At 74.0% G+C, this 12,976-nt stretch carries 13 protein-coding genes; 8 read left to right on the top strand and 5 right to left on the bottom strand.

What is annotated here, in order from left to right; genetic code table 11:
• Both ABZ914_RS33890 and dhaM read left to right on the top strand, forming a co-directional pair.
• Window positions 1–144 (top strand): DAK2 domain-containing protein (locus ABZ914_RS33890; protein ID WP_500198258.1); only part of this gene is annotated, 144 nt, incomplete at its 5' end.
• Window positions 145–148: 4 nt separating this feature from the next.
• A complete protein-coding gene (dhaM, locus tag ABZ914_RS33885; protein ID WP_190863342.1) occupies window positions 149–532 on the top strand; it encodes a dihydroxyacetone kinase phosphoryl donor subunit DhaM in 384 nt (127 codons plus the stop codon).
• Here dhaM and ABZ914_RS33880 read toward each other — a convergent pair whose 3' ends face one another.
• Window positions 533–895 (bottom strand): hypothetical protein, encoded by a 363-nt coding sequence (locus ABZ914_RS33880; protein ID WP_500198254.1) that lies wholly within the window; start codon window positions 893–895, stop codon window positions 533–535. It abuts the gene before it with no gap.
• Window positions 896–1,554: 659 nt separating this feature from the next.
• Here ABZ914_RS33880 and pcrA point away from each other — a divergent pair.
• Window positions 1,555–3,816 (top strand): DNA helicase PcrA, encoded by a 2,262-nt coding sequence (gene pcrA, locus ABZ914_RS33875; RefSeq protein ID WP_433141845.1) that lies wholly within the window; start codon window positions 1,555–1,557, stop codon window positions 3,814–3,816.
• Here pcrA and ABZ914_RS33870 read toward each other — a convergent pair.
• Entirely contained in the window at window positions 3,773–4,774 is a 1,002-nt protein-coding gene (locus tag ABZ914_RS33870; RefSeq protein ID WP_500198257.1) for an Lrp/AsnC family transcriptional regulator, read from the bottom strand. The genes pcrA and ABZ914_RS33870 overlap by 44 nt on opposite strands.
• A gap of 116 nt (window positions 4,775–4,890) precedes the next feature.
• On the opposite strand from ABZ914_RS33870, the gene ABZ914_RS33865 reads away from it, so the two are divergent.
• Entirely contained in the window at window positions 4,891–6,303 is a 1,413-nt protein-coding gene (locus tag ABZ914_RS33865; RefSeq protein ID WP_500198253.1) for an MFS transporter, read from the top strand.
• On the opposite strand, the gene ABZ914_RS33860 is transcribed toward ABZ914_RS33865, so the two are convergent.
• Complete coding sequence (locus ABZ914_RS33860) at window positions 6,254–6,697, bottom strand: hypothetical protein (protein ID WP_500198251.1); 444 nt, start codon at window positions 6,695–6,697, stop codon at window positions 6,254–6,256. The two genes, ABZ914_RS33865 and ABZ914_RS33860, sit on opposite strands and share 50 nt — an antisense overlap.
• Before the next feature lie 130 nt (window positions 6,698–6,827).
• Entirely contained in the window at window positions 6,828–7,415 is a 588-nt protein-coding gene (locus ABZ914_RS33855) for a TetR/AcrR family transcriptional regulator (protein ID WP_500198250.1), read from the bottom strand.
• A 53-nt stretch (window positions 7,416–7,468) separates the two neighbouring features.
• On the opposite strand from ABZ914_RS33855, the gene ABZ914_RS33850 reads away from it, so the two are divergent.
• Together ABZ914_RS33850 and ABZ914_RS33845 are read left to right on the top strand one after the other, a co-directional pair.
• Window positions 7,469–8,011 (top strand): GNAT family N-acetyltransferase, encoded by a 543-nt coding sequence (locus ABZ914_RS33850; protein WP_500198248.1) that lies wholly within the window; start codon window positions 7,469–7,471, stop codon window positions 8,009–8,011.
• 67 nt (window positions 8,012–8,078) lie between these two features.
• Window positions 8,079–8,846, top strand: a complete 768-nt coding sequence (locus tag ABZ914_RS33845) for a sulfite exporter TauE/SafE family protein (protein WP_500198247.1) — start codon at window positions 8,079–8,081, stop codon at window positions 8,844–8,846.
• A gap of 24 nt (window positions 8,847–8,870) precedes the next feature.
• Here the strand turns inward: ABZ914_RS33845 and ABZ914_RS33840 are convergent, their stop codons facing one another.
• Window positions 8,871–10,364 (bottom strand): glycoside hydrolase family 15 protein, encoded by a 1,494-nt coding sequence (locus ABZ914_RS33840; RefSeq protein WP_500198246.1) that lies wholly within the window; start codon window positions 10,362–10,364, stop codon window positions 8,871–8,873.
• Window positions 10,365–10,633: 269 nt separating this feature from the next.
• On the opposite strand from ABZ914_RS33840, the gene sucC reads away from it, so the two are divergent.
• Both sucC and sucD read left to right on the top strand, forming a co-directional pair.
• Window positions 10,634–11,812: an ADP-forming succinate--CoA ligase subunit beta gene (gene sucC, locus ABZ914_RS33835; RefSeq protein ID WP_500198255.1), complete on the top strand. Its 1,179-nt coding sequence runs from the start codon at window positions 10,634–10,636 to the stop codon at window positions 11,810–11,812.
• Between the two features lie 2 nt (window positions 11,813–11,814).
• Complete coding sequence (sucD, locus tag ABZ914_RS33830; protein ID WP_190868516.1) at window positions 11,815–12,702, top strand: succinate--CoA ligase subunit alpha; 888 nt, start codon at window positions 11,815–11,817, stop codon at window positions 12,700–12,702.
• Window positions 12,703–12,976 lie beyond the last annotated feature (274 nt).

Genomic DNA, 12,976 nt, shown 5'->3' with positions numbered 1-12,976 from the left:
GGCGCCGCCGCGACGGTCCCGATGCAGGCCCGCAAGGGCCGCGCGAGCTACCTCGGCCCGCGCAGCGCCGGCCACCTCGACCCCGGCGCCTCGTCCACCGCGCTCGTCCTGCGCGCCCTCGCCGACGTCACCGGACGGGAGTGAACCCGTGGTCGGAATAGTGATCATCTCGCACAGCCGGACGCTCGCCGAGGGCGTCGCGGAGGTCGCCCGCGCCATGGGCGTCGGGAAGGCCGTCGTCGAGCCCGCCGGCGGCGACTCCGAGGGCGGCCTCGGCACCAGCATCGACCTCGTCGAGGACGCCGTGCAGCGCGCCGACGGCGGCGACGGCGTGCTGCTGCTCGCCGACATCGGCAGCTCCGTCCTCACCGCCAAGATGCTCATCGAGGACGCCGAGGGCGAGGGCGTCCTGCTCGCCGACGCGCCGCTGGTCGAGGGCGCGGTCGCCGCCGCGTCCATGGCCGCGACGGGCGCCGACCTCCCCACCGTCCACCTGGCCGCGGAGTCCGCCCGCGAGCACCGCAAGACCTGATCAGCCGGGCCCGCCGCCCCCCGGCCCGCCGCCCGCAGGCCCGCCGAGCCCCGGCTCGTCGAGCAGGACGCCGATCGGGGACGGCTCGGACGGGTCGCCGCGCACCTCGTAGACGCGGGGCGCGGCGGCGCCGTCCGGGTCGTCCACCGTCACCCGGTACCCGGGCAGGTCCGCCCCGACCGGGTCGCCCCGGCCCGCCGAGATCTGCAGCATCTGGTTCGCGACGTCCACGTACCGCGCGCCCGTCGCCGGTGCCGCCACGATCGCGTCGAACAGCAGCTTGCAGAGCCCCTGCGCGACCTCCATCAGCACGATCGACGGGTCCTTGGTGCGGCGCTGCCGGGCCGTCTCGAACAGGTACACGTCCCGCTGTGAGGTCGCCGAACGACTCGTGCAGGCCGCCGGTCTGCGGCGAGTTGCCCGCCGACAGCCAGCCGGGCTTCAGCCCGTCCAGCACGGAGTGCCCGGTCTCGTGCGACACGATGTCGAGCGACCGGCACGTGTAGAGGACGCTGGACGGCGGCTGCCCCTGGGGCGTGAAGAACAGGAACTTCAGGGCCTTGGCCGTCCGGCTGTAGAACGCGTTGGCGCCCGCCCCGGCGTGCGGGAACACCGTGATGGGGTCGGTGTTGCCGCCGACGTTCCACGCGAAGGGAAGGGGATTGCGCCGTTGTGCCGCTCGTACATCGCGATCGTCTCGCGGACGACCGCGAACGTGTGCGCGCAGTCGAACTGCGGCGAGTTGGGGGTGAACACGAAGTCGCCGTTGGCGTTGCGGGCGACGGGGGTGGTGCCCGCCAGGTCCGTCCTGGCGCGGGCGTCGGCCGGGCCGTTCAGCACGACCGACGGCACGAACGTGAGCCGGACGCCGAGGTCGGTGACCGTGGCCCTACGCGGCCGCGGACGGCGCCGGTGGAGGCCATGTCCTCATCCGGACCGGCGGGCCCCGGGGGCGGCCGGCGACCCGCGCGCGGCGGCGAGGCCGCCGAAAACGTCGGCGCGGCGCCGTACACTCGCACGTGATGTCGAAGACCGAAGCTCACCCCTTGCTCGACGGCCTGAACGAGCAGCAGCGCGCCGCCGTCGTGCACTCCGGCGGCCCCCTGCTGATCGTCGCGGGCGCCGGGTCGGGGAAGACCCGCGTGCTCACCCACCGCATCGCCCACCTGCTGAGCGAGCGGGACGCGCACCCCGGCCAGATCCTCGCGATCACCTTCACCAACAAGGCCGCCGCCGAGATGAAGGAGCGCGTCGACGCCCTCGTCGGGCCGCGGTCGCGGGCCATGTGGGTGATGACGTTCCACTCCGCCTGCGTGCGGATCCTGCGCCGGGAGGCCAAGCGGCTCGGCTTCCCCACGAGCTTCTCGATCTACGACCAGGCCGACGCGCAGCGCCTGATGGCGCTGGTCTGCCGCGAGCTGGACCTCGATCCCAAGCGGTACCCGCCGAAGTCGTTCAGCGCCCAGGTGTCGAACCTGAAGAACGAGCTGATCGACTACGAGACGTTCAAGAACCGCGCGTCCACGCACATGGAGCAGACGCTCGCCGAGGCGTACGAGATGTACCAGGCGCGGCTGCAGCAGGCCGGCGCGATGGACTTCGACGACCTGATCATGATGACGGTCAACCTGCTGCAGGTGTTCCCGGAGGCCGCCGAGCACTACCGGCGCCGGTTCCGGCACGTCCTCGTCGACGAGTACCAGGACACCAACCACGCGCAGTACGAGCTGGTCCGCGAGCTGACCGCGCCGGTCGAGGGGGTCGGCGCCGCCGAGCTGTGCGTCGTCGGCGACGCCGACCAGTCGATCTACGCGTTCCGCGGCGCGACGATCCGCAACATCCTGGAGTTCGAGCGCGACTACCCCGACGCGACGACGATCCTGCTGGAGCAGAACTACCGCTCCACGCAGACGATCCTGTCGGCGGCGAACGCGGTCATCGAGCGCAACGCCGACCGCAAGCCGAAGCGGCTCTGGTCCGACCAGGGCGAGGGCCACAAGATCACCGGCTATGTGGCCGACAACGAGCACGACGAGGCCGCGTTCGTCGCGCACGAGGTCGACCGGCTCACCGACGCCGGCGACGCCCGCCCCGGCGACGTCGCGGTGTTCTACCGCACCAACGCGCAGTCGCGTGTGTTCGAGGAAGTGTTCATCCGCGTCGGGCTGCCCTACAAGGTCGTCGGCGGCGTCCGCTTCTACGAGCGCAAGGAGATCCGCGACCTCCTCGCCTACCTGCGCGTCCTCGCCAACCCCGAGGACACCGTCTCGCTGCGCCGCATCCTGAACGTGCCGAAGCGCGGCATCGGCGACCGCGCGGAGGCGTGCGTCGAGGCGTACGCGTCCCGCGAGCGCGTCTCGTTCTGGCAGGCGCTGCGCGTCCCCGAGGACGTCCCGGGGATGGCGACCCGGTCGATCAACGCGGTCCGCGAGTTCGTCCTGCTGCTGGACGAGCTGGGCGCTGCCGCCGCGTCGCTCACCCCGGCCGACCTGGTCGTCCAGATCCTCGACAAGTCCGGCTACCTCGCCGAGCTCCAGGCATCCAAGGACCCGCAGGACGAGACCCGCGTGGAGAACCTCCGCGAGCTGGAGGCCGTCGCCCGCGAGTTCGAGGAGCGCCTCGACGGCGAGTCCGCCGAGGGGCGGCTGCCCGACTTCCTGGAGCAGGTGGCGCTGGTCGCCGACGCCGACTCGATCCCCGGCGGCGCGAAGGGCGGGCCGGTCCCCCCGGGCGAGCAGCCCGAGGAGACCGACCAGGGCGTCGTCACGCTGATGACCCTGCACACCGCGAAGGGCCTGGAGTTCCCCGTGGTGTTCCTCACCGGCATGGAGGACGGGGTCTTCCCGCACCTGCGCGCCATGAGCAACCCCAAGGAGCTCGAAGAGGAGCGCCGCCTCGCCTACGTCGGCATCACGCGCGCGCGGCAGCGGCTCTACCTGTCCCGGGCGACGATGCGGAGTTCGTGGGGCGCGCCGCAGGTCAACCCGCCGTCCCGGTTCCTCGGCGAGGTCCCCGGCACCCTGATCGACTGGGAGCGGGAGGCGTCGTCCGCGTCGTCGTCGGCGATGTCGCGGATGGCGGCCCGGCCCGGCGTGAAGTCGCCGGGCAACCGGGAGGTCCCGGCGCTGGCGCCGGGCGACAAGGTCACGCACGACTCGTTCGGCCTCGGCACGGTCGTGTCCGTGGACGGCGCCGGCGACAAGGCCGCCGCCAGCGTCGACTTCGGCGGCGAGTACGGCGTCAAGCGCCTCGTCCTGCGGTTCGCGCCGGTGGAGAAGCTCTGACCGCACCGGCGCGCTTGAGGGTGCGCAGGACGGGCGCGGTCTCCAGGGTCCGGACGCCGTCCAGGGCGCCGAGCTCGCGGGTGAGGTAGCGGTGCAGGTCGGCGGGGCCGTCGCAGAGCGCCTGCGCCAGCAGGTTCGTGGGGCCGGTGGTCGCGGCGACGACGGCGAGCTCGTCGTGCCCGGCGAGGGCGGTGGCGACGTCGTCGAGCCGCCCCGGGTCGACCGACATCCAGATGAGCGTCTGCGCGGTGCCGCCGAGCAGGGTGGAGTCGACCTCGACGTCGAAGAACAGCGTGCCGCTCGCGCGCAGGCCGGCGAGGCGGCGCGCGGCCGTCGCCTGTGACCAGCCGGTCGCGGCGGCGAGGTCGGTGTGCGCGGCGCGGCCGTCGTGCCGCAGGACGTCCAGCAGCGCGCGGTCCGCGGCGGTCAGCGGGCGCGGGTCCGCGGCAGGGGAGGCGGGCGGCCGCAGCCGCTCCTCCTGCTCGGGGGTCAGCGCGCGGGTGATGCCGCGCCAGGCGGTCGGTCCGCCGAGGTAGGTGTGCAGCAGGCAGTGCGCCGACACGGCGGTGATGCCCGCGCGGCGCGGCACGTCGTGCAGCAGCATCGCGTGCGGGGCGCCCGCGCCCCCGGCGCCGTCCGGGACGTGCACGATCGCGAAGATCTCCGTCCCGCCGGACGTCAGCTTCACCCAGGACGTGTCGGGCCGCGCGGCGAGCGAGTGCGCGAGGGCCTGGGTGGCGGCCGGAGTGCAGGTCAGGCGGACCGTCCAGTGCGTCTCGGGGCCGGTGTCGCGGTCCAGGACGCCGACGACGCGCAGGCCCGCCTCGGTGCGCAGCCGCCGGTAGCGGCGGGCCACGGTCTGCGTCGAGACGCCGCAGACGTCCGCGATGCGGCTGAACGGGGCGCGCCCGTCGATGTGCAGCGCGTGGATGACGGCGCGGTCCAGCTCGTCCAGCATCACGATCCCTCATTTCGGCCGCCCGGATGGAAGATATCCGCCATCTGAGCGCTGTAGTTGGAACATACTGCGGCCTCCCTTCGAGGCTGGGGCACGGAACCGAAAGGAGACGTGCCATGCGGGTGCGGGAGGAGACACGGGCCGCGACCGTCCACCGGTGGCGGTGGGCGGCCCTGGCCACGCTGCTGGCGGCCGAGGCGATGAACCTGCTGGACGCGACGATCGTGCAGGTCGCGGCGCCGGTGGTCCGGCGGGACCTCGGCGGCGGCGAGTCCGGGATCCAGTGGTTCAGCGCCGCCTACACGCTGCCGTTCGCGGTGCTGCTGATCACCGGCGGGCGGCTCGGCGACATCGCCGGGCGGCGGCGGGTGTTCGCGCTCGGGGTCGCCGGGTTCGCGGTCGCGTCGGCGTGCTGCGCGGCGGCGCCGTCGGCGGGCGCGCTGATCGCGGCGCGGGCGGTGCAGGGCGCCGCGGCGGCGCTGATCATCCCGCAGACGATCGGGCTGATCCGCGCGATGTTCGACGGGCCGGAGACGGCGAAGGCGTTCGGGAGCATCGGCCCGGTGATGGGACTGTCGGCGATCTGCGGACCGGTGCTCGGGGCGGTCCTCACCCACGCGGTGTCGTGGCGCGCGGCGTTCCTGGTGAACCTGCCTCTCGCCGCCGGGGTGCTCGCGACCGTGCCGTTGCTGCCGGAGGACCGCGCGCAGCACCGGCCCCGGCTGGACGCCGCCGGCACGGCGCTCGCCACCGCCGGCGCGGCGATGATCGTGTACCCGCTGATCCAGGGCGGTTCGGCCGGCCGGCCGGCGTGGATGTGGGCGGTGCTCGCCGGCGGCGCCCTGCTGCTCGCCGTGTTCGCCCTGCACCAGCGCCGGGCCGCCGCTCCGCTCGTCGAGCCGAGCCTGTTCTCGGATCGGGGCTTCCCGGCCGCGCTCGCGACCTCGGCGCTGTTCTTCGCGGTCATGAACGGGCTGATGGTCGTGGTCGTCCTGCAGATCCAGCTGGGCCTCGGGCAGGACGTGCTGACCGCCGGGCTCACGCTGCTGCCCTGGTCGGCCGCGATGGCCGCCGCGTCCTGGCTCGCCGGGACCCGGCTCGTCCCGCGCTTCGGCCCGCGGCTGATGGTCGCCGGGCTCGCGGTCATGCTGGCCGGGGTCTGCGCGGCGATCCCCGTCTACCGCGCCTACCCGGACGGCTACCCGTGGCCGCTGCTCGGCGCGCTGGCCCTGGCCGGGACGGGGAACGGGCTGTTCACGGTCCCGTTCTTCACGGCGGCGCTGGCGCGGGTCCGGCCGCACGAGACGGGGTCCGCGGCGGGGCTGCTCAACGCCGTCCAGCAGTTCGGCGGGACGCTCGGCATCGCCGTCCTCGGCACCGCGTTCTTCCGCGCGCTGCCGCACGGACCGGCGTCGGCGGCCGAGGCCGCGTTCGGGCTGGCCGCCGCGCTGCTGGCGGTGGCGGCGGGCACCGCCGTCCTCATGGGTCGATGGCGTCCGCGCAGGTCTTCACGTAGATCAGCCGGCTGATCCCGGCCCCCGCCGCGAACGCCACCACCAGCCCCGCCCAGATCAGCTCCCGCTGGGTCAGCTTTCCCACCGTGACGGCGAACGGGAGCGTCGCGAAGGCGAGGGCGACGGTCACGCCGGACCACTGGACGCCGTACCTGCCGTACTTGTGCGTGTTCGTCCACACCCGGCGGCCCTCGGGCGTCCGCGTGCTGTTCTTCGCGAGGCCGATGAGGAACATCGTCGCCGCGGCGAGGAGCTCGGCGACCAGGATGCCGGCGGCCGGCGGCAGGAGGACGTCCTCGGCCCCCAGCGCCGTGCCCGCGGCGGCGCCCAGCACGGCGCCGCCGACCAGGCCGAGGGGCGGCAGGACGGAGCCGGTCCATCCGTAGCCGGTGGTCTTCACACGTCCCATGCGTCCTCCCGATCGTCGCCGGTCCCGTCGATCATGCTGACCGCCCGTCACGTTCGGGTCACGACGGGTCCCGCCGGTTCCCTCGCGCAGGTCAGGCGTGCCGGTCAGGGGCGCCGGCCAGGGGCGCCGGTCAGCGGGTGAGCGCGTCGAGCCAGGCGTCGAGCATCCGGGTCTGCCGCTCGGGCGGGTACCGCTCGGCGTCGAAGAGGGCGTGCACGACGAGGCCGTGCGCGAACGCGGCCGCGGCGGCGGTGACGTCGTCCACGTCGGACGAGGCGTGCAGCTCGCCGCGCTCGACGGCGGCGGCGACGTGGACGCGCAGCCGCGCCCGCCACCCGCGGTACCGCCGCATCTCGCGCTCGCGCAGCTCGGGGTCGGCGAGCGAGCCGTCCCACGAGCCGACCCACACGCGGTTCATCACCGCGGCCTCCGGCGTCAGCGGCAGGACGTCCAGCAGCGCGGCGCGGAGGCTCGCGAGGCCCCGGGTCTCCGCGCCGCGCAGGGACCGGCTCGCGGTCCGCTCGTCGGCGACGTCGAGGGCGTAGGAGACCAGCGCCTTCTTGTTCGGGAAGTAGTGCGTGAGCAGGCCGGTCGAGGCGCCCATCGCGGCGGCGACGGCGCGCAGCGTCAGCCCGCCGAAGCCGCGGTCGGCGAGGACCCGCCAGACGGCCTCGGAGACGTCGCGGCGGCGGGCGTCGTGATCACCTCGGGCGGGCATGTCCCGTAGGATACATAACAAACGTTCGGTACGTACCCCCCGGGAGGTCCTCCATGTTCGCCGTCACCTTGGCCGACGACGCCGAGCTCCGTCCGCTGGAGCCGTGGCAGGCGGCCGAGTTCGCCGCGCACGCCGAGCGCGTGCGGACCGACGTCATCGAGTACATCCCGTGGGCGCATACCGTCGTCGACGAGGCGACCGCGCGAAAGTTCTTGCAGGGCTACGCGGAGAAGCAGGCCAGGGACGAGGGCCGCGTCTACGGCATCTGGGTGAACGGCGTGCTGGAGGGCGGGACCGTCTTCCGGACGTTCGACGCCCCGCGCGGCGTCTGCGAGGCCGGGGTCTGGCTCGGCGCGGGCGCCCGGGGCCGCGGCCTGGTCACCACCGCGGTCCGGCACATGATCGACTGGGCGTTCGGGGTGCGCGGGATGGCCCGGGTGGAGTGGATCTGCGACCCGCGCAACACCGCCAGCGCCGCGGTGGCGAAGCGGCTCGGGATGACCTGCGAGGGCGTCCTGCGGGACGCGTACCTGCTGGCCGGTGAGCGCCGCGACGAGCAGATCTGGGCGGTCCTCGCGCGGGAGTGGCCGGCCTGACGGCCGGGCGAGGCACCCCGGGGCGTTATGGTCATACTCTTAACACCCCTTACCCCCGGGAGCCCCCGTGTACGCCGAGCAGGTGCCCGTCATGCTGGCCGCCGCCACCTCGGCCGGCTGGGTCGACGCGGTCGTGGGAGGCGGCGGGCTGATCCAGCTGCCCGCGCTGCTGCTCCTCAACCCCGGACAGCCCGTCGCGACCGCGCTCGCCACCAACAAGCTCGGCTCCATCGCCGGCACCGCCTCGGCCGCCGTCGCCTACGCCCGCAAGGCCAAACCGGACGTCCGGGTCGCCGGCCCGGCCGCGGCCCTCGCGGTGTGCTGCGCCGCCGGCGGCGCGCTGTGCGCCGCGGCGATCTCGTCCGACGTGCTCAAGCCGGTGATCATGGTGGTGCTGCTCGCCGTCGCCGCGCTCGTCGTGCTGAAGCCGGACCTCGGCCGCGCCCCCCGGCTCGTCCTGCGGACCCGGCGCCGGACGGCCCTCGCGATCGTCGTGCCCGGCGTCGCGATCGCCTTCTACGACGGGCTCGTCGGCCCCGGGACCGGGACGTTCCTCGTCATCGCGTTCACGGCGCTGCTCGGCCTGGACTTCGTCGACGCGTCCGCCACCTCGAAGATCATCAACGCGGGCACCAACCTCGGCGCGCTCGCCGTGTTCGCCGCCCAGGGGCACGTGCTGTGGGCGATCGGGCTCGGCATGGCCGTCTGCAACGCCGCCGGCGCGCAGCTCGGCGCCCGCATGGCGATCAGCCGCGGCACCGGGTTCGTCCGGGTCGTGCTGCTGTGCGTCGTCGCCGCGCTCGTGCTCAAGATGGGCTACGAGCAGTTCACCTGAGCGGGGGTCCCGGGGGCCCCGGGGTCAGGACGCGGGCGGGACCGGCAGCGGCTCGCGCAGGGCCGCCAGCGTCAGCAGCACCAGCGAGTCCGTCCAGCCCAGCGGCGCCACGCCCGCCTGGCGGCCCGTCGGGCCCACCTTCTCCGGCAGCGCGCCCAGCGACGTCCGGTGCGCCGACAGCCAGCCGAGGCGGGCGAGCGCCTCGGCCGTCCGGCCGCCCGACGCGGCCGACAGCCCGAACAGCGCGGTCTCCGGCGTCCACGCGACGTCCGGCGTCCCGGACCAGCTCTCGCCCGGCAGCACGCCCCCGTTCGGCAGCGCCTGCGCGCGCTCGGCGGACGCGATCGCCCCGGTCACGGCCTGGTCCGCCGGCGCGAACGGAGGTGCGATGAACGTCACGGAGGTGTCCATCAGCCCGTCCTGCACGGGCGAGCGCGGGTACCCGTAGGGCGCGAACTGCCGGTCCAGCGCGTCCGACACCCGGTGCGCCGCCGCCCGCCACTGCGCCGCCCTGGCGCCGTCGCCGTAGCCCTGCGCGAGGACCGCCGCCGCCCGCAGGCCCGCCAGCACCGGCCCGACCACCCCGAGCGTCGGGCGGCGCGGGTCCTGCTCGCGGCCGTGATCGCGTTCCCAGTAGTCGGACGACGGGGGCGGCAGGCCCTCCGCGTCCAGCGACCCGGCCAGATGGTCGGCGGCGCGCCGCACCATCGGCCACAGGTCCGGGAGGTCGTCGGCGCCGGGGTTCTCCGTCCGGTACAGCCAGCTCGCCCACAGCACCCAGCCGAGCGAGTCGAGCTGCGGCGGCCGCCCGTCCGTCACGGCCGTCCCGTCGGCGTTGTACCGGGCGGCCCAAAGCCCGTTGCCGGTCTGGACCCGCCCCAGGAACCGCAGGACGCGGCGCGCCTCCGACGGATGGCCCGTCACGGTGAACGCGGCGGCGGCGAAGGCGGAGTCGCGGGGCCATGAGTACCGCCATGCCCCGTACCAGGACGCCAGGGACGCGCCGTTCGGCGGCGTCAGCAGCCGCAGGTCCAGCAGCGCGCGCGCCGCCATGTCACGGAAACCGGAGTCCGCCGGGCCCTCCGGGACGGTCCCGGACGCCAGCCACGCGCTCTCGGACCGCACCGCCTGCGCCACCCGCGGATCGTCCGCCGCGACCGTGACCGGCGCCTCCTCACCCGACGGGACGAGCAGCACCCGCCCGTTCGCGAGCCGCACGGCCGAGCTGTCGGGCAGGTACGCGGCGCCGTCGGCGTCGTCCGGATCGAGCGGGACGCCCGCGAACGGCCACCCGCCGCCGCCCACCAGGCCCGGGCTCGCCCAGCCCGGCGCCGACGGCTCCGGCACGTTCGCCCCGGCCACGGCGACGAGCGCGGCGACGACGAGGAACGCGGCGCCGCGGCGGATCCGGCGCCCGCGCAGCCGCGCGGACGCGGCGCGGCGCCGGACGGGGGCGGGGACGTACTCGGCGGGCGCGGGCGCGGCGGCGGTACGCACGTCCCCCCGCTGCCGCCCCATGGGCCTCGTCTCCCCCCTGGCCTCACGCAAGTACATCAAACTATGCCAATCGAGTCATCGTCGTGAGGGAGCGTACGCGCTCGCCACCGCACCGCCCGCACCTGCGGTTTCCGGACTCGGGGCGACAAATGGACCCGGCGGCGGCAGCACGGACCGGGGTTGACTAGGCTGCATCGACGGAGCGGACCGCGGAGTGCCGGCCGCACGGACACCCGTGTACCCCCACTCGCGTGGTCATCTGGCTGTCGATCCGTTTTAAGGACGCCCTCGTGGACCTGTTCGAACATCAGGCGAAGGAACTCTTCGCCGAGTACGGGGTACCGGTGCCCACCGGCAAGGTCGCCTCGACTCCCCAGGAAGCGCGCGCCATCGCGGAGGAACTGTTCTCCGCGGGCAGCAAGAAGGTCGTCGTCAAGGCCCAGGTCAAGACCGGCGGCCGCGGCAAGGCCGGCGGCGTGAAGCTGGCCGACACCGCCGACGAGGCCGAGGCCCTCGCCGGGCAGATCCTCGGCATGGACATCAAGGGCCACACGGTCCACCGTGTCCTGGTCGAGGAGGGCTCGGCGATCGCGCAGGAGTTCTACTTCTCGTTCCTGCTCGACCGCGCCAACCGCACCTTCCTGTCCATCTGCTCCGTCGAGGGCGGCGTCGAGATCGAGGAGGTCCCGCACGACCGCCTCGCGATGGTGCCGGTGTCCCCGCTGACCGGCGTCGACCGGGCCCAGGCCCGGCAGATCGCCGAGCAGGGCCGGCTGCCCGAGGAGGCGCTCGACGGCGCCGCCGAGCTCATCGAGCGGCTGTGGGCGGTGTTCACCGACGAGGACGCCACGCTGGTCGAGGTCAACCCGATGATCCTCACCGCCGACGGCCAGGTGAAGGCCCTCGACGGCAAGGTCTCCCTCGACGACAACGCCGGGTTCCGCCAGGACCACGACAAGCTCGAGGACAAGGCCGCGGCCGACCCGCTGGAGGCGGCGGCGAAGGCCAAGGACCTCAACTACGTCAAGCTCGACGGCTCCGTCGGCATCATCGGCAACGGCGCGGGCCTGGTCATGTCCACCCTGGACGTGGTCGCCTACGCCGGCGAGGCGTTCGGCGGCCAGAAGCCCGCCAACTTCCTCGACATCGGCGGCGGCGCGTCCGCCGAGGTGATGGCGAACGGCCTGGAGATCGTGCTCTCCGACGCCGCCGTCAAGTCGGTGTTCGTCAACGTCTTCGGCGGCATCACCGCCTGCGACGCCGTCGCCAACGGCATCGTCTCGGCCTACAAGCTGCTGGCCGACCGCGGCGAGGCCGTCGACCGGCCGCTCGTGGTCCGCCTCGACGGCAACAACGCCGAGCTCGGACGCAAGATCCTGAACGACGCCGGGCTGACCGGCGTCCAGCAGGTCGACACCATGGACGAAGCGGCCAAGCGCGCCGCCGAACTCGCCGCGGCAGGTGCATGACAATGGCCATCTGGCTCACCGAGAACAGCAAGATCATCGTGCAGGGCATCACCGGCTCCGAGGGCTCCAAGCACGGCCGGCGCATGCTGGCCGCCGGGGCGCAGGTCGTCGGCGGCGTGAACGCCCGCAAGGCCGGCACGACCGTCGACTTCGACGGCACCGAGCTGCCCGTCTTCGGCACCGTCAAGGAGGCGATGCAGGAGACCGGCGCGGACGTGTCCGTCGTGTTCGTCCCGCCGAAGTTCACCAAGGACGCCGTCGTCGAGGCGATCGACGCCGAGATCCCGCTCTGCGTCGTCATCACCGAGGGCATCCCGGTGCACGACACCGCCTACTTCTGGGCGTACGCCGAGTCCAAGGGCAACAAGACCCGCATCATCGGGCCGAACTGCCCCGGCATCGCCTCGCCCGGCAAGTCCAACGCGGGCATCATCCCGGCCGACATCACCACCCCGGGCCGCATCGGCCTGGTGTCGAAGTCGGGCACGCTGACCTACCAGATGATGTACGAGCTGCGCGACATCGGCTTCTCCACCTGCGTCGGCATCGGCGGCGACCCCATCATCGGGACCACCCACATCGACGCCCTCAAGGCGTTCCAGGAGGACCCGGAGACCGACGCCATCGTGATGATCGGTGAGATCGGGGGCGACGCCGAGGAGCGCGCCGCCGCCTACATCGAGAAGAACGTCACGAAGCCGGTCGTCGGCTACGTCGCCGGGTTCACCGCCCCCGAGGGCAAGACGATGGGCCACGCGGGCGCGATCGTGTCCGGCTCCGCCGGCACCGCGCAGGCGAAGAAGGAGGCCCTGGAGAAGGTCGGCGTCCGCGTCGGGAAGACCCCGAGCGAGACCGCCGTCCTCATGCGGGAGATCATGAAGAGCCTCTGAGCCCTTCCGACCGCCTGACCAGGCACCGAAAGACGCCCGAGCCGCCGTCGCGGCCCGGGCGTCTTTCGTCGTCGCGGGCGTCCCCGGTCGTTCGAGGGGCCGCCGCCGGCCCGAGGCGCGCCGCCCTTCCGGGGACGCGCGGCGGGCGACAAAGGCGACACGCCGGGTCGAGGGGGCGGGTGCGCGGGGGCGGGGTGCCAGCATGGGCGGGTGAGCGACGTGAGGCCGGGACAGCGCGCGACCCCCGAACCTCGGCGGCTCGTCGTTCAACTAC

Origin of the sequence: Spirillospora sp. NPDC046719, assembly GCF_040645715.1 — a bacterium.
In the GTDB taxonomy this organism is placed as follows: domain Bacteria; phylum Actinomycetota; class Actinomycetes; order Streptosporangiales; family Streptosporangiaceae; genus Spirillospora.
This window is presented reverse-complemented; position numbering and strand designations above follow the sequence as displayed.

What these genes read in the sequence shown, in the direction of transcription:
- pcrA (WP_433141845.1), top strand. Translation starts at nt 1,555, where the DNA reads ATGTCGAAGACCGAAGCTCACCCCTTGCTCGACGGCCTGAACGAGCAG.
- ABZ914_RS33870 (WP_500198257.1), bottom strand. Translation starts at nt 4,774, where the DNA reads ATGCTGGACGAGCTGGACCGCGCCGTCATCCACGCGCTGCACATCGAC.
- ABZ914_RS33865 (WP_500198253.1), top strand. Translation starts at nt 4,891, where the DNA reads ATGCGGGTGCGGGAGGAGACACGGGCCGCGACCGTCCACCGGTGGCGG.
- ABZ914_RS33860 (WP_500198251.1), bottom strand. Translation starts at nt 6,697, where the DNA reads ATGGGACGTGTGAAGACCACCGGCTACGGATGGACCGGCTCCGTCCTG.
- ABZ914_RS33855 (WP_500198250.1), bottom strand. Translation starts at nt 7,415, where the DNA reads ATGCCCGCCCGAGGTGATCACGACGCCCGCCGCCGCGACGTCTCCGAG.
- ABZ914_RS33850 (WP_500198248.1), top strand. Translation starts at nt 7,469, where the DNA reads ATGTTCGCCGTCACCTTGGCCGACGACGCCGAGCTCCGTCCGCTGGAG.
- ABZ914_RS33840 (WP_500198246.1), bottom strand. Translation starts at nt 10,364, where the DNA reads ATGGGGCGGCAGCGGGGGGACGTGCGTACCGCCGCCGCGCCCGCGCCC.
- sucD (WP_190868516.1), top strand. Translation starts at nt 11,815, where the DNA reads ATGGCCATCTGGCTCACCGAGAACAGCAAGATCATCGTGCAGGGCATC.